This window comes from Blastococcus saxobsidens, from assembly GCF_010682065.1.
Lineage (GTDB): Bacteria > Actinomycetota > Actinomycetes > Mycobacteriales > Geodermatophilaceae > Blastococcus > Blastococcus saxobsidens_B.
The window spans coordinates 94,902-120,306 of the sequence record NZ_JAAGWG010000012.1; the positions used below are offsets into that span (position 1 = coordinate 94,902).

Annotated in this window: 21 protein-coding genes and 1 tRNA gene; 9 read left to right on the top strand and 13 right to left on the bottom strand. The window is 73.0% G+C overall.

Annotation, left to right across the window (positions count from 1 at the left end):
* Positions 1–8: 8 nt before the first annotated feature.
* Together GCU60_RS10000 and clpB are read right to left on the bottom strand one after the other, a co-directional pair.
* Positions 9–800 (bottom strand): hypothetical protein, encoded by a 792-nt coding sequence (locus GCU60_RS10000; protein WP_163204723.1) that lies wholly within the window; start codon positions 798–800, stop codon positions 9–11.
* Positions 801–933: 133 nt separating this feature from the next.
* Positions 934–3,516, bottom strand: coding sequence for an ATP-dependent chaperone ClpB (gene clpB / locus GCU60_RS10005; RefSeq protein ID WP_163204725.1), 2,583 nt, complete (start codon positions 3,514–3,516; stop codon positions 934–936).
* Positions 3,517–3,722: 206 nt separating this feature from the next.
* On the opposite strand from clpB, the gene GCU60_RS10010 reads away from it, so the two are divergent.
* Both GCU60_RS10010 and GCU60_RS10015 read left to right on the top strand, forming a co-directional pair.
* Positions 3,723–4,175 carry a MarR family winged helix-turn-helix transcriptional regulator gene (locus tag GCU60_RS10010; RefSeq protein ID WP_163204727.1) on the top strand — a complete coding sequence of 151 codons (453 nt, stop codon included), beginning with the start codon at positions 3,723–3,725 and terminating at the stop codon, positions 4,173–4,175.
* A gap of 106 nt (positions 4,176–4,281) precedes the next feature.
* Complete coding sequence (locus tag GCU60_RS10015) at positions 4,282–4,719, top strand: OsmC family protein (RefSeq protein ID WP_163204729.1); 438 nt, start codon at positions 4,282–4,284, stop codon at positions 4,717–4,719.
* A gap of 70 nt (positions 4,720–4,789) precedes the next feature.
* On the opposite strand, the gene GCU60_RS10020 is transcribed toward GCU60_RS10015, so the two are convergent.
* The 7 genes from GCU60_RS10020 to dnaK all read right to left on the bottom strand — a co-directional run bounded on the left by GCU60_RS10020 (position 4,790) and on the right by dnaK (position 11,873).
* Entirely contained in the window at positions 4,790–6,511 is a 1,722-nt protein-coding gene (locus GCU60_RS10020; RefSeq protein WP_345770514.1) for an MFS transporter, read from the bottom strand.
* Between the two features lie 53 nt (positions 6,512–6,564).
* Complete coding sequence (locus tag GCU60_RS10025) at positions 6,565–7,047, bottom strand: MarR family winged helix-turn-helix transcriptional regulator (protein ID WP_163204731.1); 483 nt, start codon at positions 7,045–7,047, stop codon at positions 6,565–6,567.
* Between the two features lie 91 nt (positions 7,048–7,138).
* The gene (locus tag GCU60_RS21030; RefSeq protein WP_163204733.1) at positions 7,139–7,618 is read right to left on the bottom strand and encodes a MarR family transcriptional regulator; all 480 of its coding nucleotides are present in this window, start codon (positions 7,616–7,618) and stop codon (positions 7,139–7,141) included.
* An 11-nt stretch (positions 7,619–7,629) separates the two neighbouring features.
* Complete coding sequence (locus GCU60_RS10035) at positions 7,630–8,082, bottom strand: heat shock protein transcriptional repressor HspR (RefSeq protein ID WP_163204735.1); 453 nt, start codon at positions 8,080–8,082, stop codon at positions 7,630–7,632.
* Positions 8,079–9,293 carry a molecular chaperone DnaJ gene (gene dnaJ, locus GCU60_RS10040; RefSeq protein WP_163204738.1) on the bottom strand — a complete coding sequence of 405 codons (1,215 nt, stop codon included), beginning with the start codon at positions 9,291–9,293 and terminating at the stop codon, positions 8,079–8,081. The genes GCU60_RS10035 and dnaJ overlap by 4 nt, the downstream gene beginning before the upstream one ends.
* Positions 9,294–9,312: 19 nt before the next feature.
* Entirely contained in the window at positions 9,313–10,005 is a 693-nt protein-coding gene (grpE, locus tag GCU60_RS10045; RefSeq protein ID WP_163204740.1) for a nucleotide exchange factor GrpE, read from the bottom strand.
* Positions 10,002–11,873 (bottom strand): molecular chaperone DnaK, encoded by a 1,872-nt coding sequence (dnaK, locus tag GCU60_RS10050; RefSeq protein WP_163204742.1) that lies wholly within the window; start codon positions 11,871–11,873, stop codon positions 10,002–10,004. Before dnaK ends, grpE begins: the two co-directional genes overlap by 4 nt.
* Before the next feature lie 319 nt (positions 11,874–12,192).
* Here dnaK and GCU60_RS10055 point away from each other — a divergent pair, with 319 nt between their 5' ends.
* From GCU60_RS10055 to GCU60_RS10065, 3 genes are all read left to right on the top strand, one after another.
* Positions 12,193–13,185: a type IV toxin-antitoxin system AbiEi family antitoxin domain-containing protein gene (locus tag GCU60_RS10055; protein ID WP_163204744.1), complete on the top strand. Its 993-nt coding sequence runs from the start codon at positions 12,193–12,195 to the stop codon at positions 13,183–13,185.
* A gap of 279 nt (positions 13,186–13,464) precedes the next feature.
* A complete protein-coding gene (locus tag GCU60_RS10060) occupies positions 13,465–15,768 on the top strand; it encodes a (Fe-S)-binding protein (protein ID WP_163204746.1) in 2,304 nt (767 codons plus the stop codon).
* 216 nt (positions 15,769–15,984) lie between these two features.
* Positions 15,985–17,292 (top strand): MFS transporter, encoded by a 1,308-nt coding sequence (locus GCU60_RS10065; RefSeq protein ID WP_163204748.1) that lies wholly within the window; start codon positions 15,985–15,987, stop codon positions 17,290–17,292.
* Here GCU60_RS10065 and dcd read toward each other — a convergent pair.
* Positions 17,261–17,848, bottom strand: coding sequence for a dCTP deaminase (gene dcd, locus GCU60_RS10070; protein ID WP_163204750.1), 588 nt, complete (start codon positions 17,846–17,848; stop codon positions 17,261–17,263). The genes GCU60_RS10065 and dcd overlap by 32 nt on opposite strands.
* A gap of 176 nt (positions 17,849–18,024) precedes the next feature.
* Here dcd and GCU60_RS10075 point away from each other — a divergent pair, with 176 nt between their 5' ends.
* The 4 genes from GCU60_RS10075 (at position 18,025) to GCU60_RS10090 (ending at position 22,538) form a co-directional block, all read left to right on the top strand.
* Entirely contained in the window at positions 18,025–20,709 is a 2,685-nt protein-coding gene (locus GCU60_RS10075; RefSeq protein ID WP_163204751.1) for a S8 family serine peptidase, read from the top strand.
* 154 nt (positions 20,710–20,863) lie between these two features.
* Positions 20,864–21,442 carry a PAS domain-containing protein gene (locus tag GCU60_RS10080; protein WP_163204753.1) on the top strand — a complete coding sequence of 193 codons (579 nt, stop codon included), beginning with the start codon at positions 20,864–20,866 and terminating at the stop codon, positions 21,440–21,442.
* A gap of 1 nt (position 21,443) precedes the next feature.
* A complete protein-coding gene (locus GCU60_RS10085) occupies positions 21,444–22,412 on the top strand; it encodes a methyl-accepting chemotaxis protein (RefSeq protein WP_163204755.1) in 969 nt (322 codons plus the stop codon).
* 52 nt (positions 22,413–22,464) lie between these two features.
* A tRNA-Gly gene (locus GCU60_RS10090) sits at positions 22,465–22,538 on the top strand.
* A gap of 386 nt (positions 22,539–22,924) precedes the next feature.
* Here GCU60_RS10090 and GCU60_RS10095 read toward each other — a convergent pair.
* The 3 genes from GCU60_RS10095 to GCU60_RS10105 form a co-directional block, all read right to left on the bottom strand.
* Positions 22,925–23,707, bottom strand: a complete 783-nt coding sequence (locus tag GCU60_RS10095; protein WP_163204757.1) for a signal peptidase I — start codon at positions 23,705–23,707, stop codon at positions 22,925–22,927.
* Positions 23,704–24,267, bottom strand: coding sequence for a hypothetical protein (locus GCU60_RS10100; protein WP_163204759.1), 564 nt, complete (start codon positions 24,265–24,267; stop codon positions 23,704–23,706). The genes GCU60_RS10095 and GCU60_RS10100 overlap by 4 nt, the downstream gene beginning before the upstream one ends.
* Positions 24,268–24,377: 110 nt before the next feature.
* Positions 24,378–25,070 carry a hypothetical protein gene (locus GCU60_RS10105; protein ID WP_163204761.1) on the bottom strand — a complete coding sequence of 231 codons (693 nt, stop codon included), beginning with the start codon at positions 25,068–25,070 and terminating at the stop codon, positions 24,378–24,380.
* Positions 25,071–25,405: the final 335 nt, after the last annotated feature.

The following is a 25,405-nucleotide window of genomic DNA, read 5'->3' on the forward strand; positions in this document are numbered from 1 at the left end:
CCTGCCGCTCAGCCCTGCCCGGTGGCGTACTGCCACTTGCGGAAGCGGTACCAGTCGTTCGAGGGCTTGAGGGCCAGCAGCACCACGCCGACCAGCGTCAGCAGGATCTGGAACCAGGTCAGCGCCGTCACGAACGGCACCGGACCGCTGGAGACGGCGTTGAACGGCGCGGACAGCAGCACCAGCCCGCCCAGCACCCAGAGCACGATCCGCGCCCAGTTCCGGCCCCGCCAGGCGAACCAGACGAACAGCGCCTGGAGCAGCAGGAGGAGCACGCCGAAGGCGACCCCGAACTGGAGGCCCAGCTCGGCGAACTGCTCCACCTCCGCCTGGCTCACCCCGGCGTCGGCCGGCGTCTCGGCGAGCGTCCACTCGAGCATCTCGTCCCAGTTGAGGAACGTGACGATGCCGCCCACGGCGCTGAGCACCAGCGAGGCGAGGAATGCGCCGACACCCGCGCGCACCGTCACCGGGCGCTCCATCGGCGTCGGGGGCTCGGGCCCCCAGCCGGGTCCGGCCGACGGCGCGCTGGGGAAGGCGTAGGGGTTCTGGCCGTGCGGCTGCCCGTAGGGGTTCTGGCCGTAGGGGTTCTGCGCCTGGGGTGGCTGCTGGCCGGGGGGCGCCCAGCCGTAGGGCGGCTGCCCCTGCGGCGGCGGGCCGGGCTGCCCGTACGGCGACTGCCCCTGCTGCTGCCCGCCGGGCTGCTGGCCCTGCGGCGCCGAGGGCCAGGCCGGCCCGTCGGGCTGCCCGCCGTGCGGTCCCTGCTGCTGGCCGTGCTGGTCGTCCTGACCCGCCGTCATCACGCCTCCGCTCGTCGGTCCTCGCCGCGATCATGGCGGACCCGGCCGACGTGTTCCAGCAGGGCGCGCAGCGCCACCCCATCGGGGACCACGCCCTGCCGGACCCCTGGGAATCCGGCAGGGCGCGTGCGGATCAGCCCCGGGTGACGGTCAGGCCCTCCGCGTCCCCGGCCGGCCAGTCGACGACGACCTCGTCGCCGTCGCGGATGTCCCCGGCCAGCAGCGCCCGGGCCAGCTGGTCACCGATCGCCGACTGCACCAGGCGCCGCAGCGGCCGGGCGCCGTACACCGGGTCGAACCCGTTGAGGGCCAGCCACTCCCGCGCGGCGTCGGTCACCGACAGGGTCAGCCGCCGGGCGGCCAGGCGACGGGCGAGGACCGCGACCTGGATGTCCACGATCCCGGCCAGCTCGTCGGTCCCCAGGGCCCGGAACACCACGACGTCGTCCAGCCGGTTGAGGAACTCCGGCTTGAAGTGCGACCGGACCACTTCCAGGACGGCCTCCCGGCGCCGCTGCTCGGGCACCGACTGGTCGGCGATGATCTGCGAACCGAGGTTCGAGGTCAGGATCAGGATGGTGTTGCGGAAGTCCACGGTCCGGCCCTGCCCGTCGGTGAGCCGGCCGTCGTCGAGCACCTGGAGCAGCACGTCGAAGACGTCGGGGTGGGCCTTCTCCACCTCGTCGAGCAGGACGACGGTGTAGGGCCGCCGTCGCACCGCCTCGGTGAGCTGGCCGCCGGCCTCGTAGCCGACGTAGCCGGGCGGGGCGCCGACGAGGCGGGCCACCGAGTGCTTCTCGGAGTACTCGCTCATGTCGATGCGGACCATCGCCCGCTCGTCGTCGAACAGGAACTCCGCGAGCGCCTTGGCCAGCTCGGTCTTGCCGACGCCGGTCGGACCCAGGAACAGGAAGGAGCCGGTCGGGCGGTCCGGGTCGGCGACGCCGGAACGCGCCCGCCGGACGGCGTCCGACACGGCCCGGACGGCGTCGGGCTGACCGACGACCCGCCCGGCGAGCCCGTCCTCCATGCGCAGCAGCTTCTGGGTCTCCCCCTCGAGCAGCCGGCCGGCCGGGATGCCGGTCCAGGCCTGGACGACCTCGGCGATGTCGTCGGGACCGACCTCCTCCTTGAGCATCGAGTCACCGGAGGCGACCGAGTCCTCGGCGGAGGTCAGGGACCGCTCGAGCTCGGGCAGCCGGCCGTAGCGCAGCTCGGCGGCCCGGGCGAGGTCGCCGTCGCGCTCGGCCCGCTCGGCCTCCAGCCGGACCGACTCCAGCTCCTCCTTGATCCGCTGGATCCGCTCGATGGCGCCCTTGTCCTGCTGCCAGCGGGCGGTCAGCTCGGCGAGCTCCTGCCGGCGGTCGGCCAGCTCCTCGCGCAGGGTGGCCAGGCGGTCCAGGGACGACGGGTCGTCCTCCTTGGACAGCGCCATCTCCTCGATCTCCATGCGCCGGACCGCGCGCTCCACCTCGTCGACCTCGACCGGGCGGCTGTCGATCTCCATGCGCAGCCGGCTCGCGGCCTCGTCGACGAGGTCGATCGCCTTGTCCGGCAGGAACCGGGAGGTGACGTACCGGTCCGACAGCGTCGCGGCGGCCACGATCGCGGTGTCGGTGATCCGGACACCGTGATGGACCTCGTAGCGCTCCTTGAGCCCGCGCAGGATGCCGATCGTGTCCTCGACGGACGGCTCGCCGACGAAGACCTGCTGGAAGCGCCGCTCCAGGGCGGCGTCCTTCTCGATGTGCTGGCGGTACTCGTCCAGCGTCGTCGCGCCGACCATGCGCAGCTCACCGCGGGCCAGCATCGGCTTGATCATGTTGCCGGCGTCCATGGCCGAGTCGCCGGTGGCCCCGGCGCCGACGATCGTGTGCAGCTCGTCGATGAAGGTGACGACCTGGCCCTCGGCCTCGGTGATCTCCTGCAGCACGGCCTTGAGCCGCTCCTCGAACTCACCGCGGTACTTGGCCCCGGCGACCATCGCGCCCAGGTCCAGCGCCATCAGCCGCTTGCCCTTCAGGCTCTCCGGAACGTCACCGGCGACGATCCGCTGGGCCAGACCCTCGACGATCGCCGTCTTGCCGACGCCGGGCTCGCCGATCAGGACCGGGTTGTTCTTGGTGCGCCGCGACAGCACCTGCACGACCCGCCGGATCTCGGTGTCCCGGCCGATGACCGGGTCGATCTTCCCCTCGCGGGCGCGCTCGGTGAGGTCGACGGCGTACTTCTCCAGCGCCTGGAAGGTGCTCTCCGGGTCGGCGGTGGTCACCTTGCGGTTGCCGCGGACGGTGCGGAAGGCCGCCAGGAGGGCGTCGGCCGTGGCGCCGGAGCCGGTGAGGACGGCGCCCGCCTCGCCGTCGGAGCCGGCCAGGCCGACGAGCAGGTGCTCGGTGGAGACGTACTCGTCCCCGAGTGCGCCGGCCTGCTCGCCCGCGGCGTTGATCACGCGGAGGAACTCGCGCGACGGGGAGGGCGCCGAGACCGTCGCACCACTGACGCTGGGCATGCGGCGCAGCGCGGCGTCGGCCTTGCTCCGCACGTCCACGGGGTCGGCCCCGACGGCGGTGAGCAGCGGGCCGGCGATCCCGTCGGTCTGCTCCAGCAGGGCGACGAGCAGGTGCAGCGGCTCCAGCGCCGCCTGACCCCGGCCGACGGCGAGGCGCTGGGCGCCGGCGATGGCCTCCTGCGAACGAGTCGTGAGCTTGCTCTCCATGCTCGGACGCACGTCCTTCCTCTGTTCCGGTGCACCGTCCATCCGTGGCCGGCGCTTCGACCCGTGCAACGACGGTCGGGTTGAGTCTGTTCCGCTCAACTCTGCCGCGTCAAGGTGGCCCACGGATGACGCCGCGGCCAACTCGTTGGGACGAGAAACCAGTGAAGTGTCGCGGTGTCACAGCAATTGCGCCGTAGACTGCGGGAATGACCGCTCTGCCGGCTCCGAGCGTGGCGCTCGACGACCAGCTCTGCTTCGCCCTGTACGCCGCCTCCCGCGCCGTGACGGCGCGCTATCGCCCCATGCTCGACGCCATCGGGCTCACCTACCCGCAGCACCTGGTCATGCTGCTGCTCTGGGAGACCGACAACCAGACCGTGGGGCAGCTGGGCAACCGGCTGGCCCTCGACAGCGGCACCCTCTCGCCGCTGCTCAAGCGGCTGACCGCCGCGGGGCTGGTCAGCCGCAAGCGCCGGGTCGAGGACGAGCGGTCGGTGTCCATCGGGCTGACCGACGCCGGTCGCGCCCTGCAGGACAAGGCGATCGCCATCTCCGAGGAGATGATCGGCGCCATCGGGTTCGACACGAGCGAGTTCGACGACCTCAAGAGCCGGCTGCGGCTGCTCACCGAGCGCGTGAACGGCGCCGCGCAGGCCTGACCCGGCCCGTCCGGCGAACCGGACGGTAGCCCGCAACCCTTCCGGGTAGGAGCTGGTCACAGGCGCCGCCCGAGCAAGGGGGCGGCCACGGCCCGGAAGAGGCAACATGCCCACTCGCAGCGCTCGCACGGCTTGGAACGGCACCCTCCAGGAGGGCTCCGGTCAGGTCGAGCTGTCCAGCTCCAAGGTCGGCACGTACGAGGTGTCCTTCCCCAAGCGCGCCGCCGACGAGGCCGGGGGGACGACGAGCCCGGAGGAACTGATCGCCGCCGCCCACTCGGCCTGCTTCGCGATGGCCCTGTCCAGCGAGATCGGCAAGGCCGGCGGCACGCCGCAGTCGCTGGAGGTCTCCGCCGACGTCACGCTCGGCCAGAAGGACGGCGCCCCGCACATCACCGGGATCGCGCTCACCGTCCGCGGTGAGGTCGAGGGCCTGGACGCCGACGGCTTCCAGGAGGCGGCCCAGAAGGCGAAGGCCGGCTGCCCGGTCAGCAAGGCGCTCACCGGCACCGAGATCACCCTGGACGCCTCCCTGGAGCAGTGAGCGGACCCCACCCGACGACGACGGCCCGTCTCCCCCGAGGGAGACGGGCCGTCGTCGTCGGGGGGTGGGGTCAGCGGGCCCCGGCCCGCTCCGCCTCGGCGATCCGCTCCGCCTCGTCGGCCCGGACCGCGCCGCCGCCACGCGCCGCGTCGTCGTCGACCGGCTGCCCGGCGGACTCGGCCGCGAGGGCGGCGTCGACCCGGCTGCCCGGAGCCCGCTCGGCGGCGGCCCGCTCGTCACCGGTGGCGGTGCCGAGCGCGATCTCGCGGATCAGCAGGATCGCCAGGACGGCGACCACCGACACGATCGCCGAGATCAGGAAGATCCGACCGGTGGCGTCGCCGTAGGAGACGCGGATCAGCTCCTGGATCGGCGCCGGGGCGCCGGACAGGTCGGCCAGGCCCACGTCGCCACCACCGGCGGCCGCGGCCTCGGCGGCCCCGGGGATCGCCACCAGCCCGTCACGGATCAGGTTCCCGACGTGGCTGCTCAGCACCGCGCCGAGCACCGAGACGCCGATCGTGCCGCCGAGGCTCCGGAAGAAGGCGACCGCGGAGCTGGCCGCACCCAGGTCGCTGCCGGCCACGGTGTTCTGCACGGCGAGCACGAGGTTCTGCATCGTCATGCCGATGCCGACACCGAGCAGGAACAGGAAGCTGCACAGCAGGACCATGTCGGTGGCGTGGTCGATGGACGCGAGCAGCGCGAAGGCGGCCAGGACCGCGATCGAGCCGGCCACGAGGAAGATCTTCCACCGCCCGTAGCGGGTGATGAGCAGCCCGGACACGGTGGAGGAGATCAGCAGGCCGCCGACCATGGGGATGGTGAGCAGACCGGCCTCGGTGGGCGAGTAGCCGCGGGAGATCTGCAGGTACTGGCCGAGGAAGACACTGGAGCCGAACATCGCGATGCCCACCGCGACGCTGGCGATGATGGCCAGCGTGGTGGTGCGGTCGCGGAACAGCCGCAGCGGCACGATCGGCTCCGCCGCGCGGGTCTCGGTGACCAGGAAGGCCACCGTCGCCAGCGCTGCGCCGCCGAGGAACAGGGCCGTCTCCGTCGACGCCCAGGCGAAGCTGCTGCCGGCGAGCGTGACCCAGATCAGCAGGGCGGTGACGGCGGCGGTCAGCAGGGTGGCGCCGAGGTAGTCGATGCGCACGTCTCGCCTGGTCACCGGCAGGTGCAGCGTCCGCTGCAGCAGCACCAGCGCGACGACCGCGAAGGGCACCCCCACGTAGAAGCACCAGCGCCAGCCCAGCCAGCTGGTGTCCACCAGCACGCCGCCCAGCAGCGGTCCGCCGACGGTCGCGACCGCCATGACCGCGCCCATCAGACCGGCGTACCGGCCGCGCTCGCGCGGGCTGATCATCGCCGCGATGGCGATCTGCACCAGCGCCTGCAGGCCGCCGAGACCGAGCCCCTGCACCGCCCGCCAGGCGATGAGCGCCTCGACGGACTGGGAGAGCCCGGCCGCCATCGAGCCGAGGATGAAGACCACGATCGACAGCTGGATCAGCAGCTTCTTGCTGAACAGGTCGGCCAGCTTGCCCCAGATCGGGGTGGTGGCCGTGGACGTCAGCAGCGTCGCGGTGACGATCCAGGTGTACTGGCTCTGACTGCCCCGCAGATCGGTGATGATCGTGGGGAGGGCGTTGGAGACGACCGTTCCGGACAGGAACGCGACGAACATCGCCAGCAGCATCCCGGAGAGCGCCTTCAGCACCTGGTTGTGCGTCATCCTCCCCTGCTGCTCGACGGGCGCCTCGGGGACGGTGCTCTGGACGGTGCTCACGGAACTCCTGCTGGTGGGTCGTTCGGTAGGTGTGGAGGAGGCGGGCCGGGCGGTCATCCGGCGGCCACCGGCTGGGCGCCGCGCTGCGCGGAGCCGGCGGCGTCGATGTCGGCGACGAGGCGCTCGAGGAGGTCGGCCAGCCGGCCGGCGTCCGGCTCGTCCCAGTCGGCGAGCGCGGTCAGCGCCCACCCGGAGCGCAGTGCCCGGGAGGTGGCCAGCGCGTCGGCCCCGTGTCCGGTGAGCTCGAAGAGCGCGGCCCGGCCGTCCCGCGGGTCGGGGTGCCGCCGCAGGTAGCCCGACCGCTCCAGCGCGGCCAGCTGTCGGCTGGCCACCGAGACGTCGATGCCGGCCCGCGCGGCCAGGGCGCTGCAGCGCAGCACCCCCTCCTGCTCGAGGGGCAGGAGCAGCGCCCAGCCGAACGACGGGAGGTCCCCGTGGAGCTGGGCGGCGGCGCGCGTGCTCAGGTGGCGACCGGCCCGGATGAGCTGGGCGACGCTGCCCATGAGGCGGTCGCGGGTGTGCGGAGCGAGTGGCATGACGGCGTCCTACGGCTGATCAACTAATTGCAGACCGCAACCATACGTCCGTATGGTTGCGGTCTGCAACAGTCAGCCCGTGTGGGCGCGGTCACTCCCCCGCGGCGTCCGGCATCTCCCTGGCGTCGGTCTCGCGGGCCTCGCCCAGCCGGTTGAGCCGGCCCAGGAGGCCGGCCAGGGTGGCGACGTCGTCCGTCGGCCACCCGGAGAGGTCGGACTCCCAGCGCGCCCGCCGGGCCTCCCGGATCCGGTTCAGCCGGGCCGCCCCCTCCCGCGACGGCGTCAGCACCTGGGCGCGGCCGTCCTCGGGGTCGGCGGCACGGTCGACCAGGCCGAGCTCCACCAGGCTCGAGACCTGCCTGCTGACCGTGCTCTTGTCCAGCCCGAGCCGGACCACCAGGTCGCTCGCCCGCAGCGGGCCGGCGTCCTGGAGCAGGGCCAGCAGCCCGTAGGCCGCCCCGTCGAGGTCGGGGTGAAGCTCCCGGGCCAGCCGGGTGGAGATGGCGCGGGAGCGGCGCAGGAGCAGTCCGATCTCCCGTTCCAGGGCGACATAGGCCTCGTGCGCGTCCACCGGGGGAGCATTCACCGCCCGGCGCCCGGACGCCAGATCACCAGGGCCGAACTCGGCCGCCGCAGCGGCACCAGCTCCGCGCGGTAGGCGGCCGGCACGGCCGCCTCGGCCGCTATCCGGCGGCTCTCGGAGTGCTGGAGCTCCTCGAGCAACTCGTGCACCCGCGACTGCAGTGCCTCGACCTGCGACTCCAGCTCGATGATCCGCTTGATCCCGGCAAGGTTGACGCCGTCCTCCTGGGAGAGGCGCTGCACCTCCCGCAGCAGCGCGACGTCCCGCGGGCTGTACCGCCGCCCGCCGCCGGCCGTGCGGCCGGGGCTGACCAGGCCGAGCCGGTCGTACTGGCGCAGCGTCTGCGCGTGCATGCCGGCCAGCTCGGCGGCCACGGAGATCACGAAGACCGGCGCGTCCTCGGCGACGGCCCGCCCCGCCTCCGCGGCGGGGTCGCCCGGTGGGATGGTCATCCCTCGCCCCCCGGGCGCACCGCCGCCGTGATCTGCGGACGCGGGTCCTCGTCCATCTCCTCGGCCAGCGCCTCTACGACCTTGCGCTGGGCGGGCGTCAGCCGGACCGGGACGGCGATCTCCACCGTGACCAGCAGGTCACCGGCCCGGCCCTTGCCGGGCACCCCGCGGCCGCGCACCCGGAGCGTCCGGCCGCTGGCGGTGCCGGCCGGCACCTTGAGCGAGACGGAGCCGTCCAGCGTGGGCACGGTCAGCGTGGTGCCGAGCGCGGCCTCGGCGAAGGTGATCGGCACGTGCAGCGTCAGGTCCTCGCCCTTGCGCCCGAACAGCGGGTGCTCGGCGACGTGGACGACGACGAACAGGTCGCCCGCCGGGCCTCCGCGCCGGCCCGGGGCGCCCTTGCCGGGGAGCCGGATCCGCTGACCGTCCTTGACACCGGCCGGGATGCGGACCGTGATCGTCCGGGTCTGGCTGGTGATCCCGCTGCCCGAGCACGTCGGGCACGGGTCGTCGACCACCTGGCCGCTGCCACGGCAGTTGCGGCAGGGCTCGGAGAAGGCGAACGCGCCCTGGCTGCGGCTGGTCACGCCGGCGCCCTGGCACACCGGGCAGGTGTGCGGGCTGGTCCCGGGCTTGGCACCGCTGCCCGCGCAGGTCTGGCAGCTGCCCGGGCTCTGCATGCGCAGCGGGACCGTCACCCCGAGGACGGCCTCCTCGAAGGAGAGCGTCGCCTCGGTCTCGACGTCCTGACCCCGGGCCGGGCCGGACGCCGCCTGGCTCCGGGCTCGCGCACCACCGGCCGCGCCCCCGAACAGCCCGCCGAGGATGTCGCCCAGCCCACCGGCGCCCGCGGCGCCCCCGGCCCCGCGGGGCCCACCGGCCGCGCCGAACAGGTCGCCGAAGTCGAAGGTCTGGCCGCCACCGGGGAAGCCACCTCCACCGGGGAACCCGGCACGGGCGCCGGCGCCACCGGCACCGAACAGCCGCCGGGCCTCGTCGTACTCGCCCCGTCGCTTCGGGTCCGAGAGCACGTCGTAGGCCTCGGAGACCTCCTTGAAGCGGGCCTCCGCCTCGGCGTTGTTCGGGTTCTTGTCCGGGTGCAGGTCCCGGGCCAGCTGCCGGTAGGCCTTCTTGATCGCGGTCGCGTCGGCGTCCTGAGGGACGCCGAGCGCGCCGTAGTAGTCCTTCTCGATGAAGTCACGGGTGCTCATCGGACGCCCCCTCTCGCGCTCAGTCGGTGGTCGGGGCGCCGGCCTCGTCGCCGGACGCCGGTGCGGCCACGGGATCGGCCGCCGGCGGCGCCGGGTTCTCCGGCTCGGTCACCGCGACCATCGCCGTCCGCAGCACGCGGTCGCCGCGGCGGAAACCCTGCCGCAGCACCGTGGTGGCGGTCGGCACCTGCACCTCGGCCGACGTGTCGTGCATGACGGCCTCGTGCAGCGCCGGGTCGAACTCGTCGCCGGTCGTCCCGAACGCCTCGACACCGAGGCCGTCCAGCAGGCCGAGCACGCGGTCGGCCACGACCTTGAACGCGCCGGTGAGGTCCCCGTGGTCCCGGGCCCGCTCGATGTCGTCGACGATCGGGAACAGCTGCGCGGCGAACCGCTCGGCCGCCTGGTCGACGACCAGTGACCGGTCGCGGTCGACCCGCCGCCGGTAGTTGGCGTACTCGGCGGTGACGCGCTGCAGGTCCTCGGTGCGCTCGGCCAGCTGCTGGCTCAGGTCGGCACCGTCGCCGTCCGCGACCTGCGGCTGCTCGGCGACCGGTGTCTCGTGCTCGCTCATCTGCTCCCCTGGGAGGTCGGTACCGGGCCGGGCGCCGGCCGGCTGCTCGCCGGCCGGCGTCCGTACTGCGCCAGTGGTGGGGTCGATCCGCCGCTTGTCACGGATCACGACCCGCGGCTGCTCGTCCCCCGCGGTCATCGGCGGTCGGTGCCCTCGTCCGGGCCCTCGTCGACGATCTCGGCGTCGACGACGTCGTCGTCACCCGCCGGCGCCTGCTGCCCGCCGTCGCCGGCCGCGGCACCCGGGGCACCGTCGGCGCCCTCGGCCTGCTGGGCGTAGAGCGCCCCGCCGACCTCCTGGGAGACGCGGGCGACCTTCTCCTGCGCGGCCTTGATCGCGGCGATGTCGGAGCCGCCCAGGGCGCTGCGCAGCTCGGTCAGCGCCTCGCCGAGCTCGTCCTTCTTCTCGGCCGGGATCTTGTCGCCGTTCTCGGCCAGGAACTTCTCGGTCTGGTACTGCAGCGACTCCGCCAGGTTGCGGGTCTCGGCCTCGTCGCGGCGCTTCTTGTCCTCCTCGGCGTGGGCCTCGGCGTCCTTCATCATCCGCTCGATGTCGTCCTTGGGGAGGGCCGAGCCGCCGGTGATCGTCATCGACTGCTCCTTGCCCGTGCCCAGGTCCTTGGCCGACACGTGCACGATGCCGTTGGCGTCGATGTCGAAGGCGACCTCGATCTGCGGGACGCCGCGCGGCGCCGGGGGCAGACCGGTCAGCTCGAACATGCCGAGCTTCTTGTTGTAGGCCGCCATCTCGCGCTCGCCCTGGAAGACCTGGATCTGCACGGACGGCTGGTTGTCGTCGGCCGTCGTGAAGATCTCGGAGCGCTTGGTCGGGATCGTGGTGTTGCGCTCGATGAGCTTGGTCATGATCCCGCCCTTGGTCTCGATGCCCAGGGACAGCGGGGTGACGTCGAGGAGCAGGACGTCCTTGACCTCACCGCGGAGGACACCGGCCTGCAGCGCGGCACCGATGGCCACGACCTCGTCGGGGTTGACGCCCTTGTTGGGCTCCTTGCCGCCGGTCAGCTCGCGGACCAGGTCGGACACGGCCGGCATGCGGGTCGAGCCACCGACGAGGACGACGTGGTCGATCTGGCCGACGGAGATGCCGGCGTCGCGGATCGCCTGGTTGAACGGCGCGCGGGCGCGGTCGAGCAGGTCCTGCGTGAGCCGCTGGAACTCCGCGCGGGTGATCGTGACGTCGAGGTGCAGCGGGCCCTCGGCGCCGGCGGTGATGTAGGGCAGGTTGATGTTGGTCGACTGCGCCTGCGACAGCTCGATCTTGGCCTTCTCGGCGGACTCGCGGAGCCGCTGCATGGCCAGCTTGTCCTTGGACAGGTCGATGCCGTTGGAGGCGTTGAAGGTCTTGACCAGGTGCGTCATGACCTTCTCGTCCCAGTCGTCACCACCGAGGTGGTTGTCACCGGCGGTGGCCTTCACCTCGATGACGCCGTCGCCGATCTCGAGCAGCGAGACGTCGAACGTGCCGCCACCGAGGTCGAAGACGAGGATCGTCTGCTCGGTCTCGCCCTTGTCCAGGCCGTAGGCCAGCGCGGCGGCCGTCGGCTCGTTGACGATGCGCAGGACGTTGAGGCCCGCGATCTCACCGGCCTCCTTGGTGGCCTGGCGCTGCGCGTCCTCGAAGTAGGCCGGGACGGTGATGACGGCGTCGGTGACCGGCTCGCCCAGGTAGGTCTCGGCGTCCCGCTTCAGCTTCTGCAGGATGCGCGCGGAGATCTCCTGCGGCGTGTACTTCTTGCCGTCGATCTCGTCGGTCTTCCAGTCGGTGCCCATGTAGCGCTTGACCGACCGGATGGTGCGGTCGACGTTGGTGACCGCCTGGTTCTTCGCCGACTGGCCGACGAGGACCTCGCCGTTCTTGGCGAACGCCACGACCGACGGGGTTGTGCGCGAGCCCTCGGAGTTGGCGATGACCGTCGGCTCGCCGCCCTCCAGGACGGTGACGACGGAGTTGGTGGTGCCGAGGTCGATACCGACAGCTCGTGCCATGGGGATGGCCTCTCTTCCGTGTGCTGGGGTGGTACTGGTCCGTGTGGGTCAGCCGAGGAGCCGCGGCGCTCGTCCACCTTGCGCGGGGCTCGCTCAACTTTCCTGCCCACCGTAACGGCAGGCAGCGCGCCCGTGTTCCCGGGGTGCGCCACCTCGGCTCAACTTCGCTCGCGTGCTCCATTCACCACCGCCCCGCCGCCACGACCGCCGCGCTGCGGTGCGGCGGTCGTCACCGCCGAGCGGCGCTCGATGGGCGCCGCTGTCCACAGATCTGCGCGCGCGGGTCCGCGCCCGGATCGGCACACCGACACTGCGCACCATGCATCCGCTGCTGCGAGCCGCCGCCGAGCGTCGTCTGGGGCTGTTCACGGCCGCCGATGCCCGGCGTGCCGGCTACGGACATCCGGAGATCCGCTCGATGTGCGCCACCGGCCGCTGGGTGCGGCTGCGCCGCGGGATCTACGTCGCCGCCGACGACCTCGCCCGCGCCGAGCAACAGGGTCGGCGGTTCCAGCTCGACTGCCTGGCGGTGCTCGTCGCGCTCGACCGCCCGGGCGCCGCCCTCGGCCACGGCACCGCCGCCCGGCTGTGGGGACTGCCGGTCCCGCGTCCGCCGACGATCTCCCTCGTCGACCCGGCCCACACCCGCACGGGCCGCGACCACCGGATGACGCAGACCCCCCTCGCCGACGACGAGGTCGCCGTCCGGGGCCCGTTCCGGCTGACGACACCGGCGCGGACCCTGGTGGACCACGCTCGCAGCGAACCGCTCGAGGAGGCGGTCGTCGCCATGGACGCGGCCCTGCTGGCCGAGCGGGTCGTGCCGGAGCAGCTCAGGACGGCGGCCTCCCGCGCGGCGCGGTGGCCGGGCGCCCGGCGGGCCGAGCGGGCAGTGGTCCTCGCCGACGGGCGCGCCGAGTCACCGCTGGAGACCCGCGGCCGGCTCCGGATCGCGGGCGCGGGCCTGCCGGTGCCCGAGCTCCAGGTCGAGATCCGCGCCGAGGGCCGTCTCGTCGCCGTGGTCGACGCCTGGTTCGACGACGCCGCGGTGGCGGTCGAGTTCGACAGGCAGGTGAAGTACACCGATCCGTGGCGCGGCCGGTCACCCGAGCGGGTCCTCTGGGAGGAGAAGCGCCGGGAGGACCGGCTGCGCGCGCTGGACATCGGCGTCGTGCGCATCGCCGACGCCGATGTCGGCCCCCGGTGGCCGGACGCCGAGGCCGACCTGCGCCGGGCGCTCGCACGACCGGCACCCCTCCGACGGCGATTCAGCACCCTGCCACGGGCCCGTGGGCAGGCGCGCACCGGCTGACCACCGCGGTGTCGTCGTCACCGCCGCGCTGCAGCGCGGCGGCGGCGACCACGGCCCGGCGGCGGGGTGGCCGGATCGTGATGCCCCCACGGGGTTACCGGCGAGTAGCCTTCTGGCGCGCCCGCTATCGTGCGCAAGCAGTGCGGGCAGCGGTGCCCGTACGCGCCCGCGTGACCGGCTCCCGAGCCGGTCCCGCGCCGCGCGCACCACACACAGCCTCGTCGCCCCACGTGGCCGGCGGGAGTCAGCCGACGCCCTCGGGCGTCCGGGGAGGAAAACATGACGGGCCCGCTGCAGATCGTCCTCGGGACGATCAGCGTCCTGTTCCTGATCGTGGCCTCGGTGATGGCCTACCGCGCCGTGCGCGCGATGGTGCGGATCATCCGCACCGGCCAGCCCGACGGCACCCGCTTCGGGCCGGTCAAGACCCGGTTGAAGACGCTGGCGATCGAGTCGCTCGGCCACACCCGGATGCTCAAGTGGTCCTCGATCGGCATCGCGCACTGGTTCGTCTTCGTCGGCTTCTACGGCCTCTTCCTGACGCTGGTCGAGGCCTTCGGCGAGGTCTGGAACCCCGCGTTCCACCTGCCGCTCATCGGCAACTGGGGCCTGTGGAACCTGTTCGCCGACATCATCGGGACCGGCACGATCCTCGGGATCGTCTACCTGATCTACCGGCGCCAGAAGGACCACCCGCGCCGCCAGGGCCGCAAGAGCCGTTTCGCGGGTTCCAACGAGGGCCGCGGCTACTTCGTCGAGGCGATCGTCCTCACCGTCGGCCTCTGCATCCTGCTGATCCGCGCGCTCAAGGTCTCCTCCGACCTGACCGACGCCCCCGGCTGGTCGCACCCGGTCTCCGGCGCCCTGGCCACGATCCTGCCCGACAGCCCCGACCTGCTGACGGTCGTCGCGTTCATCAAGATCGTGGTGAGCCTGACCTGGCTGGTCGTGATCAGCCGGATCCTGAACATGGGCGTCGCCTGGCACCGGTTCAGCGCCTTCTTCAACATCTACTTCAAGCGCAACGCCGACGGCGCCCCCGCGCTCGGCCCCATGCTCCCGATGACCTCGGGCGGCAAGCCGATCGACTTCGAGGATCCCGGCGAGGACGACATCTTCGGTCGCGGCAAGATCGAGGACTTCACCTGGAAGGGGATGCTGGACTTCAGCACCTGCACCGAGTGCGGTCGGTGCCAGAGCCAGTGCCCGGCGTGGAACACGGGCAAGCCGCTCAGCCCGAAGATGGTGATCATGGATCTTCGCGATCACCTCTACGCGAAGGCCCCCTACCTGCTGGGCGAGAAGACCGCCGCGGAGACCGCGCCGGACTACGACGTCCTCAAGCCCAGCGACGAGCAGGTCTGGGCCTCGGGCTACGCCCGCATCGAGGGCACCAACGACGCCCAGGCGCACCGCCCGCTGGTCGGCACCCTCGAGGAGGGCGGGGTCATCGACCCCGACGTCCTGTGGAGCTGCACCAACTGCGGCGCCTGCGTCGAGCAGTGCCCGGTGGACATCGAGCACGTCGACCACATCAACGACATGCGCCGCTACCAGGTGCTGATCGAGTCCAACTTCCCGTCCGAGGCCGGCGTGATGCTGCGCAACCTCGAGAACCGCGGCAACCCGTGGGGCATGGCCGGCAACGTCCGCGAGGACTGGATCAAGGAGCTGGACTTCGACGTCCGCATGGCCGACGGCCCGCTGCCGGCCGAGGTCGAGTACCTGTTCTGGGTCGGCTGCGCCGGCGCCATCGACGACCGCGCCAAGAAGGTCACCAAGGCCGTCGCCGAGCTGCTGCACACCGCGGGCGTCGAGTTCGCCGTCCTCGGCAGCGGGGAGACCTGCTCGGGCGACCCGGCCCGCCGCATGGGCAACGAGTTCGTCTTCCAGCAGCTGGCCATGGAGAACGTCGAGACCCTCAACGGAGTCTTCGAGGGCCGCGTGCCCGGCACCCGCAAGATCGTGGCCACCTGCCCGCACTGCTTCAACTCGCTGGGCAAGGAGTACCCGCAGGTCGGTGGCGAGTACGAGGTCGTCCACCACACGCAGCTGCTCGGCCAGCTGGTGGAGGAGGGCCGGCTCGTCCCGGTCACCCCGGTCGACCGCAAGGTCACCTACCACGACCCCTGCTTCCTGGGCCGGCACAACAAGGTCTACACGCCCCCGCGGGAGATCCTCGACTCCGTCCAGGGCCTGTCCACGCAGGAGATGCACCGCTGCAAGGACCGCGGCTTCTGCTGCGGCGCCGGCGGTGCCCGCATGTGGATGGAGGAGAAGATCGGCAAGCGGATCAACATGGAGCGCACCGAGGAGGCCCTCGAGCTCGATCCCGACGTCATCTCCACCGCGTGCCCGTTCTGCATCACGATGCTCAGCGACGCGCTGACCAGCAAGAAGCAGAACGGCGAGGCCGCCGAGCACGTCGAGGTCCTCGACGTCAGCCAGATCCTGCTGCGTTCCATGCAGCCGGTGGCGGTCTCCGCGCAGGGCGCGGCATCCGGCCCCGACGTCGGCACGTCGCCCGACCCCGACCCGGCCGGTGAGGGCTCCGCGGCCACGGAGCACGGCCCGAACGCCTGACGACAGCGCCGGGAGCACCGCAGCGAGGCACGAGCGAGGAGCGGACCGGCGCGGGGTCGGGCCCGTGACAAGGCCTGATCCCACCCGCACCGCACCACGACGGCGCGCGTCCCCGCGAGGGGGCGCGCGCCGTCGTCGTTCCCCGGTCCGGCGGATCGTTGCTCAGGGAAACGACCCGGCGGGGGCTGCGCGGCCCCGGTGGAGGACGATCCTCCGGTGACCAGCACCGCCCCCTCCCGTCGGCGCGGCCTCGCGCTCATCGCCGTCGCGATCGTCCTCACCGCGCTCAACCTGCGGACCGCGGTCACGAGCGTCGGGCCGGTGCTGGAGGAGATCGAGGACGGGCTGGGCATCTCCAGCGGCCTGGCCGGCGTCATCACGACGATGCCGGTGCTGTGCTTCGCCCTCATCGGCTTCACCGGCCCGGCCCTGTCCGCGCACTACCGCGACGCCCACGTGCTGGCCGGGGCGCTGGTCGCGATGACCGGCGGGCTCGCGCTGCGCAGCGCGGCCGGCGGCTTCCCGCTCTTCCTCACCGGCACCGCGCTGGCGATGGTCGGCGGCGCGCTCGGCAACGTGCTGCTCCCCGGCCTGGTGAAGCGCTACTTCCCCACCCGCACGGGCCCCCTCGTCGGCGCCTACAGCACCGCCATGGGCCTGGGCGCCACGCTGGGCGCGGTCGGCTCCCAGCCCCTGGCCGACGCCACCGGGAGCTGGCGCTGGGCGCTCGTCGTCTGGGCGGTCCCCGCACTGGTGGCGGCCGGCGTCTGGCTGGCCCTCCCGGCCTCGCCCGGCGTCTCGCGCGACAGCCACACCGCGGTCCGCATGCGGGCGCTCGTGCACAGCCCCACGGCGCTGGCGCTGACCGCCTTCTTCGGGGTCCAGGCGCTCCAGGCCTACGTCGTCATCGGCTGGTCCGCCCAGTACCTGCGCGACTCGGGCATGTCGGCCGCCACCGCCGGGCTCCTGCTCGGCCTCAATTCGCTGGTGGGCCTGCCGCTGAGCGCGGTCATCCCCTCGCTCGTCGTGCGGCCGCCGCTGCAGCGCCCGCTGCTGGCCGTCTTCGTCGCCTGCTACGTCGCCGGCTGGGTGGGCCTCTGGACGGCGCCGACGACGGTGCCCTGGCTCTGGATGACCCTCATCGCCGTCGGCATGGGCACGTTCTCGATGGTGCTCACCCTGATCGGCCTGCGGGCCCGGACGCCGGAGACCGTCGCCGCCCTGTCCACGGTCAGCCAGGGCTGGGGCTACGTGATCGCCGGGGCGGGTCCGCTGCTGGTCGGCGTGCTGCGCGGCGTGACCGGGAGCTACACCGGCATGTTCGTCATCGTGCTGACCGGTGTCGCGGTGCTCTCCGTCGCCGGCTGGGTGGCCACCCGCCAGACCTTCGTCGACGACGAGGTCGAGCGGTCCGTGCCGGGCTGGTCACCGGCCGGGCGGTGCTCCGACGTGCTGGAGACCGCCGGCGTCGAGCCGCCGGCCAGCGCCCAGGTCACTCCGGACGGCGGGTCTCCGCGCGGGTGAAGTTGCGGAAGGACCGCGACGGCGTGGGGCCGCGCTGGTCCTGGTAGCGGGACCCGTAGACCGCCGAGCCGTAGGGGTGCTCGGCGGCACTGGTGAGCCGGAACATGCACAGCTGACCGATCTTCATGCCCGGCCACAGCGTGATCGGCAGGTTCGCCACGTTGGACAGCTCCAGCGTGATGTGCCCGGAGAAGCCCGGGTCGACGAAGCCGGCCGTCGAGTGGGTGAGCAGCCCGAGCCGGCCGAGCGAGGACTTGCCCTCCAGGCGGGCGGCGAGGTCGTCGGGGATGCTGACGACCTCCAGCGTGGACCCCAGCACGAACTCGCCCGGGTGCAGCACGAAGGGCTCGTCGCCCTGGGGCTCGACCAGGGTGGTCAGGTCGTCCTGCTGCTCCGCCGGGTCGATGTGGGTGTACCGCGCGTTGTTGAACACGCGGAAGAACCGGTCCAGCCGGACGTCGATGCTCGAGGGCTGCACCAGGGCCGGGTCGTAGGGCTCGATGCCGAGGCGACCCTCGGCGATCGCGGCCGTGATGTCGCGGTCGCTCAGCAGCATGGCGCGGAGTCTAGGGAACGGGTTCCCCCTCCCTCCGGGTGAATGGGCGCCGCCACCCCTCAAGCCGGGGCCGGGACGGGACGAAGCGTGCCTGAAGAGCGCCTGCCGGCGTCCGGTCCTCCGGTCGCCGGCCCTCCCCGGACGGGCCGGGGTGGTCGCGCCGGAGGACTCCGCGGATGACGAGCAAGAAGGCTCTGGGCATCGTCCTGACCTCGGCGGTCGTGGCCGGCTACGCCGGCGCGGCGGTCTGGTCGGCATGGGCCACCCCGCCGGTCCCGGTGGCCACCGACTTCGGCGCGGGCGACGGGCTCACCCGCTACGTGCTCACCGCCGACACGCAGTCGGCCGACCTGCTCGGCGCGCTCGAGGACGTCCCCGGCGTGGCCAGCGCGCAGTGGGTCGACACCGCCCGCGCCCTGGTCGCCGCCGACGGCGTGACCGCGGAGCGCCTGGCCGGCGTGCCGGGGGTCACCGACGTCGAGCTCTCGACGTCGGCACCGCTGCTGGGCACCGTCACCGACCCCTTCTTCCCGCAGTACGGCTGGAACCTGGAGAACACCGGCCGCAACGCGACCGGGCAGGCCGCGGTGGCCGACGCCGACGTCGACGCCACCACCGGCTGGGACACCGGCACCGGCATCGGCCGGGTCGTCGCCGTCGTGGACTCCGGCTTCGACTCCGACCACCCCGAGCTGGCGGGCTCCCTGTGGACCAACCCCGACGAGTCGTGCGGCACCACCGACACCGACGGCAACGGCCTGGCCGGCGACTGCCACGGCTGGAACTTCTACGCGAACAACGCCGACATCGACAACGGCAGCCTCGGCAGCCACGGCACCAGCGTCTCCGGCGTCGTGGGGGCGCGGGCGGACAACGGTCAGGGCTCGGCCGGCGTCGCGCCGGGGGTGTCGATCATGCCGCTGGTCGCGGGCGGCGGGAGCACCGTCGACATCTACCTGTGCGCCCGGGCCATCCGGTACGCCGTCGACCACGGGGCCGACGTCGTCAACGCCTCCTGGGGCGGCGCCTTCGGCGGCCACGCCCTCGAGACCCTCCGCTCGGCCATCGCCTACGCCGACGCCCACGGCGTCCTGGTCGTCGCCGCGGCCGGCAACGACGGCGGCAACCGCGACACGAACATCGTCTACCCGGCCAGCCTGCCGGAGCCGAACGTGGTGACCGTCGGCAGCTCGACCGCCGCCGACACGATCGCCGGCCACTCCGGCTACGGCGCGGCCTCGGTCGACCTCTTCGCCCCCGGCACCCGCGTCCCGGCGCCGTGGAACGACGGCGGCATGCGGCTGGTCGACGGGACCTCCTTCGCCGCGCCGCACGTGGCGGCCGCGGTCGCCCTGTACCGGGCCGTCCGGCCGACGGCCACCGCCGCCGAGCTCAAGGCAGCGCTGCTGGCCGACGTCGACCCGGTCCCCGCCTTCGTCGGCAGGTCCGTCACCGGTGGCCGGCTCACGCTGAGCCGCCTGGGCGACGGCGGCAGCGACCCGGTCCAGTACGCCTTCTCCTCGATGACCTCGCGGCCCGGCACGGTGCGCCCGGCGATCGGCCTCAGCACGCCGGGCAGCAGCGGGCAGTTCTCGGTCGACATCGGCCTGGGCATGGAGTCCGGGGGCGAGATCTGGGCCCTGGCGGACAAGGCCGTGACGCTCGACGGCGTCACGGTGCCGACGAACGACGAGGGCGACGCCCGCTTCGACCTGGGCTCCCGGACCGACTTCCGGGGGATCGGCCTCGCGCCGTCGGTGGACCTGGGCGACGGCCGCTACGTGCTCACCGTCCAGCTCCACCGCGACGGCGAGCCGATGGGGCGCATGCACGCCGCCCCGCTGCTGGTCTCCTCGCCGCGGCCGGCCCCCACCGGCCCGGCGCCGGCCGGCCCCACCCCGGGCGGCACCACGCCGGGCAGCACCACCCCGACCGCGCCCGCCCCGCGGCCCGGGACGACCACGCCCACCATCCCCGACGGCAGCACGCCCGACGGCGGCAGCACTCCCGGTGGCTCCACCCCGACGAGCCCGGCACCCGGCACGCCGGCACCCGGCTCCCCGACGCCGGGCGCCCCGGCCCCGGGGTCCCCCGAGCCTGGCACCCCCACGCCGACCGCCCCGGCTCCCACGACGCCGGCACCGGCACCCGTCACCCCGGCGCCGGGCACGCCCGTGCCCGGCACCCCCGGGCCCGACGGGCCCACGCCGGACGCCCCGGCGCCCGGCGGCACCGACCCGGGCACCCCGGACCCCGGAACCACCGGACCGGCCCCGTCCACGCCCGGCACCCCGCCGAGCAGCACCACCTACCCCGAGGTGGGCGCCTTCCGGATCACGTCGCTGAGCCCCAACCGGGTCGACACCGCCGGCGGCACGCTGGTGACCGTCACCGGGCGGGCGCTCCCCGCCGACCCGACGGTCCGCATCGGCGCCAGCGCCACGGCCACCGTGGTGCGCAGCACCGTCACCGAGCTGGTGGTCCGCGTGCCCGCCCGCACGGCAGGCACCTACGACGTGACCATCACCGCACGGGACGGCCGCGCCTCGGTGCTGAGCAACGCGCTCACGTACGCCGACGCGGTCGGCCCCGGGCCGGAGGGGACGACGCCGGACGGGTCCACCCCCGGCGGCAGCACCCCCGGCGGGTCCACTCCCGGCGGCAGCACCCCCGGCGGGTCCACTCCCGGCGGCAGCACCCCCGGCGGGTCCACCCCCGGCGGCAGCACCCCGCCGGCCGCGGCCCCGGTGGTGCGCAGCGGGCCCGGTGGCGAGCGCCTGGTCCGGTCCGACCGGTTCTCCCGGCTCGGTTCCATCTGGTCGCTGAACTGCTCGGCCAGCTGCACCGGCGTCGCCATCTGAGGCCCCTGCCCGCGCCCTCCCGGCGCGTCCCCTGATCCACCGCGCCCCGTCGGGCTTCCCCATACGGACGGGGCGCGGTGTCGTCCGCCTCCGTTCCGATGCGGACCCCGCCTGCCGATGAAGGGGACGAGAACGGACGAAACGAGGAACCCCTGTGCTCGACACCCGACCGGCCCCGCCGGTCTCCCGCGGCAACCGCGCCGCCGTCCGGCCGACGGGCCGCGAGCGGAGCTTCTCCGCCGACGAACTGATCGTCTCCAAGACCGATCCCCGCGGGATCATCACCTACGCCAACGACGTCTTCCTGCGGGTCAGCGGCTACCACCAGGACGACGTGCTGGGCCAGCCGCACAACATGATCCGGCACCCGGAGATGCCGCGGGCGGTCTTCAAGCTGCTCTGGGACACCCTCGGCGCGGGCGAGGAGGTCTTCGCCTACATCAACAACCTCGCCGTCGACGGTGGCCACTACTGGGTCCTCGCGCACGTGACGCCCTCGCGGACGGCCGACTGCCGCGTCGTGGGCTACCACTCCAACCGCCGGAAGCCCTCCCCCGGCGCGATCGCGCGCATCCAGCCGCTCTACACGCGGCTGCTCGCCGAGGAGCGCCGCCACCCCAACGCCCGCGCGGCGGTGGAGGCCTCCTCCCGCCTGCTGGCCGCCCTGCTGGTCGAGCAGCAGCAGACGTACGAGGAGTTCGTCTGGTCGATCATCAACCGCGAGGAGCGCTGACATGGGGATGCGATCCCGCAGGACCGAGCCGGGCCGCCGCTCCGACGCCGAGGAGCTGGCTGTCCACCGCGAGTTCGTGCGTCAGCTGACCGCGGCCTGCCGCGCCGCGTCGGTGGGCGACCTCGAGGCACGCAGCCGGCTGAGCGGCGTCGCGGAGACGATCCCCGAGCTCGTCGACCTGCACCACGCGCTCAACAACGTGCTGGACGTCTCCGACGCCTTCGTCCGGGAGTCCTCCGCCGCCCTGCACTCCGCCGCCGAGGGAAGGTTCCACCGCACGCTGCTGACGACCGGCCTGCAGGGTTCGTTCCGCTACAGCGCCACCGTCATCAACGACGCCCGCGCGGCCATGCAGGAGACCGACGGGCGGGTGGCCGAGGCGCAGACCAGCCGGCTGCGGCTGGCCGACGAGTTCGAGTCGGTCGTGCTCTCCATGTCCGAGCAGGTGGCGACGGCGGCGACCGAGCTCAGCGCCTCGGCGTCCGGGCTGACCGCCGCCGCGTCCGCCGCCAGCACCGAGGTCGGCGCCGCGCGGGAGACGATCACCTCGCTCACCCGGTCCTCGGCCGAGATCAAGGAGATCATCGCGCTGATCGACTCCGTGGCGGCCCAGACGCGGCTGCTGGCGCTCAACGCCACCATCGAGGCCGCCCGCGCCGGGGAGGCGGGGAAGGGCTTCGCGGTCGTGGCCTCCGAGGTCAAGGACCTCGCCGACCAGACCGGCCGGGCGACCGAGCGGGTCACCGCTCAGGTGGAGCAGATCCGGCAGGCCTCGGAGAACGTCGCCGAGGTCATGAGCAGCGTGGGCGGGACCGTCGGCGAGATGAACGGCCTGGTCGACGGGATCGCCGCGGCCGTCGACGGCTCGGCGTCGCTGAACACCGGGTACGACGACGTCACGGGGCTGTCGCAGATGGCGGAGAAGCTCCGGTCGGAGGCCACCGGGTTCCTGGTCGAGATGCGCCGCTGATCAGGGGCGGCTGCCACGGCGGCGGGGCCAGGAGGTAGTCTCGTCGCCGTCCGCGGGTGTAGTTCAATGGTAGAACATCAGCTTCCCAAGCTGACAGTGCGAGTTCGATTCTCGTCACCCGCTCCACGGAAAAGCGCAGTTCAAGGGGCTTATTGGCTCCTCTCGGTGGGGCCGGTGGATCGTCTAATTGACCCCCTACAGCCCCCCATAACCCCCTGTTTTCCGTCCCGTAGGTCATGGATAGGTCACGCCGAGAGATGGATGCGGGCAGGTGAGCCCCTCGTCCGACGGCGCATGACGAGCGCGCGACCCAACATCGGTCACACCGCCCCCTACCGGCAGACCTTCATGAGGCGTCACGTGTGCTCCGCCGGTCGAGGCGATAGTGGACGGCGATAGGCCCTGACCAGCCCACGGATAGCGCCTATCGGACCGGATCGATCCGTTCGTCCGCGCCGCGCTGACCTTCTGCTCGACGGGCCTGGGTCCTTGTCCGGACGCAGCGGCCGAGCTCAGGCCGGCACGGCCGCCGCGGTCAGGGTGAGCCGCATGCTGCCTCGCCCGTCGGGCTCGGTCACCTGCACCGGTTCGGCGATCAGCCGCAGGTTCAGCTGCGCCAGGCCGCTCTCCAAGGCAGCACGCGCCCGGCCGAGGATTCGACGCCGTCCGTCCGCGGGTTCCCATTCGCTCTCGGGCACTTCCAGCGCGACGGAGATCGTCTGCCGCAGCGGCTCGCGGTGCGCGGTCCGGCGGCCACCACGCCGGCGGCGATGCCGTCCCGTCGTCGCCGGTTGCCGGCTGCCTCGAACACCGGCCACCAGCGCCGCGCCGCCGAGGAGGAAGGCCAGTGCCGCGAAGGCGCCACCGGACAGCAGCTGGCCGAGGAAGGGGATGACCACGAGCGAGCGGCCGAAGTCGGCGTCCCGCGTGGACACCCGCCACGGGTCGGCCATGGGGTTGGCGTCGCCTTTGGTGACCATGTAGGGCGCACCCTCGCTGGAGCCGAGCTCCGCGATCCGGTGCAGGATCGGGCGGTCGTCGGACACCGTGAACGGCGCCGGCGGACGGAACACCACCACATCACCGACGGCGACGTCCTCCCCCGCCACGGGGAGCGCGAGCACCAGCGAGCCGGTGGGTGCGTAGGGGGTCATCGAGCCGGTGAGCACGGGCAGGAACCGGACGCCTTGCAGGCCGGCCACGCCGACAGCGGCGAGCAACGCGATCACCAGCGCCAGGCCGAGGAGTCCGCCCGCGCGCGCGGCGACGCGTGAGGACTTGGCGGTCGTGGTCATGAGAACGTCCGTTCCTGCGGTCCCCGGAAAGCCGGGGTGTTCGCGACGAGTGCCGCACCGCCCGCCACGCCGGTGAAGACCACCTTGAAGTAGACGGCCTTGCCGACGTCGATCTGCGTGGGCGTGGTGTAGGTGACGGTGCCGCCGGCGAGCAGCGCCCCGCCCCCGACGAGGGTGTTGGTGCCGGGGCAGACACCGTTTCGCCACGGCTCCGAGCACACGTTGACCATGCCGGTGCCGACCACGGTGAGCAGACTCGCCGTCACGGACAACGTGCCCGGCATCGAGGAGTCGTTCACCAGCTCGGCGTAGCCGATGCTGTCGACGACCAGCGCGCCGACCTGGAACCGCGTGCCGGCGTTGGTGACGGCGCCGTTGGTGCCGACCTTGACGAAGATGCTGGAGGCCTTGGCCTCCGTCACCTGCGCTGCCTTGACGGTGGTCCCTGACCACGCGGCGGTGACGCCGGCGGCAGCCGGGGCACCGAGCCCGGCTCCAGCGGCCTGGCCGACGAACAGGCCCGCCACCACGCCGAGGGCGACCGCTGACGGCGTGACCATCGACGCGACGAGGCGTCGGAGGCGAGGACGAGCCGTCCGCGACGGTCGCCCCCCGTCGAGGGGGCGACCACCGCGGTGGCGAGGGAGCGGGCCTGTCATCGGAGGACCCGTCAGCCGGCGGTGCGGTCGGTGCCGCCCACCACGGTCCCGGTGACGCCGATCGCGATCGAGCCCGTCTTGCCCTTCAGGGTCGCCGGCGCGCCGCTGGAAAACGTGAACATGTACCGGACGTGCTGGGCGTTGGCCGCTCCCGAGCCGATGGAGCCGTGGTTCACCGCGACCGGCACGCCCGCGGCAGGGGTGGCCGGGCCCGCGAGCGGCTTCGTGGTGCCGGTGCAGGTGCTCACGCCCGCGACGGTCGTCCACGCGACAGAGCACGAGGTCGCCTCGACAGCAAGCTGGCCGGCCAGGTCGCCGGTCACGGTCACGGTGCCGGTGAAGTTGCTCGCCTGCGAGCCGTCGTTCTGCACGTCGACGTAGCGGTAGAACCAGTCGGCGGGCAGCAGGTTCGACACGCCCGTCGTGAAGATGCCGCCGTTGGCGTCGAGGAGCTGCGCGCTGCCCGTGCCGGCCGACAGGGTCCCCGACGTCACGTTGGCCGTCGCGTCCCAGCTGGAGAAGGCGCCGGCGCTCACCAGCGTCGCACCGCCCGCGGCGAGGGCGAGGGCGGCGATCCGGCGACGGCGGGGCCGCGGCTCCTGCTCCTCGCTGACGAACCGGTGGACAACAACGTCGATGGCCGGCTCGGCCGGGTTCTGCGTGGTGGTGATCATGACCAGGTATCCGTTCCTGTCTCGCGCCATCCGAGGCGATCTTGATCCGGAACCGGATGGTTCCCTCGCCAGCAGTGACGGTTGTACGACTGACTTGCTGAACATCGGCTCAAGAGAACTCCCTCTTAAGAGGGAGAAGTGCACTTTCCGGTTTGCGGCCGCATCGGCTGGAAATAGCGAATGGTTTCTTGATGTAGCGCACGCCAGTCGCTCCTGCGCGACCGCTCCCGCCGGTTCCGGGAGCACACTCATCGCTGAGTTGGACCTGCTATGGCGCGGCCTGATTGCCCGACGGCGGCACCGGCGCCCTGGTGCCCGCGACCGACACGGGCCGGTACGCCGACACCACGCGCGGCTCTTGGGTC

What these genes read in the sequence shown, in the direction of transcription:
- GCU60_RS10000 (WP_163204723.1), bottom strand. Translation starts at nt 800, where the DNA reads ATGACGGCGGGTCAGGACGACCAGCACGGCCAGCAGCAGGGACCGCAC.
- clpB (WP_163204725.1), bottom strand. Translation starts at nt 3,516, where the DNA reads ATGGAGAGCAAGCTCACGACTCGTTCGCAGGAGGCCATCGCCGGCGCC.
- GCU60_RS10010 (WP_163204727.1), top strand. Translation starts at nt 3,723, where the DNA reads ATGACCGCTCTGCCGGCTCCGAGCGTGGCGCTCGACGACCAGCTCTGC.
- GCU60_RS10015 (WP_163204729.1), top strand. Translation starts at nt 4,282, where the DNA reads ATGCCCACTCGCAGCGCTCGCACGGCTTGGAACGGCACCCTCCAGGAG.
- GCU60_RS10025 (WP_163204731.1), bottom strand. Translation starts at nt 7,047, where the DNA reads ATGCCACTCGCTCCGCACACCCGCGACCGCCTCATGGGCAGCGTCGCC.
- GCU60_RS10035 (WP_163204735.1), bottom strand. Translation starts at nt 8,082, where the DNA reads ATGACCATCCCACCGGGCGACCCCGCCGCGGAGGCGGGGCGGGCCGTC.
- dnaJ (WP_163204738.1), bottom strand. Translation starts at nt 9,293, where the DNA reads ATGAGCACCCGTGACTTCATCGAGAAGGACTACTACGGCGCGCTCGGC.
- grpE (WP_163204740.1), bottom strand. Translation starts at nt 10,005, where the DNA reads ATGACCGCGGGGGACGAGCAGCCGCGGGTCGTGATCCGTGACAAGCGG.
- dnaK (WP_163204742.1), bottom strand. Translation starts at nt 11,873, where the DNA reads ATGGCACGAGCTGTCGGTATCGACCTCGGCACCACCAACTCCGTCGTC.
- GCU60_RS10055 (WP_163204744.1), top strand. Translation starts at nt 12,193, where the DNA reads ATGCATCCGCTGCTGCGAGCCGCCGCCGAGCGTCGTCTGGGGCTGTTC.
- GCU60_RS10060 (WP_163204746.1), top strand. Translation starts at nt 13,465, where the DNA reads ATGACGGGCCCGCTGCAGATCGTCCTCGGGACGATCAGCGTCCTGTTC.
- dcd (WP_163204750.1), bottom strand. Translation starts at nt 17,848, where the DNA reads ATGCTGCTGAGCGACCGCGACATCACGGCCGCGATCGCCGAGGGTCGC.
- GCU60_RS10075 (WP_163204751.1), top strand. Translation starts at nt 18,025, where the DNA reads ATGACGAGCAAGAAGGCTCTGGGCATCGTCCTGACCTCGGCGGTCGTG.
- GCU60_RS10085 (WP_163204755.1), top strand. Translation starts at nt 21,444, where the DNA reads ATGGGGATGCGATCCCGCAGGACCGAGCCGGGCCGCCGCTCCGACGCC.
- GCU60_RS10095 (WP_163204757.1), bottom strand. Translation starts at nt 23,707, where the DNA reads ATGACCACGACCGCCAAGTCCTCACGCGTCGCCGCGCGCGCGGGCGGA.
- GCU60_RS10100 (WP_163204759.1), bottom strand. Translation starts at nt 24,267, where the DNA reads ATGGTCACGCCGTCAGCGGTCGCCCTCGGCGTGGTGGCGGGCCTGTTC.
- GCU60_RS10105 (WP_163204761.1), bottom strand. Translation starts at nt 25,070, where the DNA reads ATGGCGCGAGACAGGAACGGATACCTGGTCATGATCACCACCACGCAG.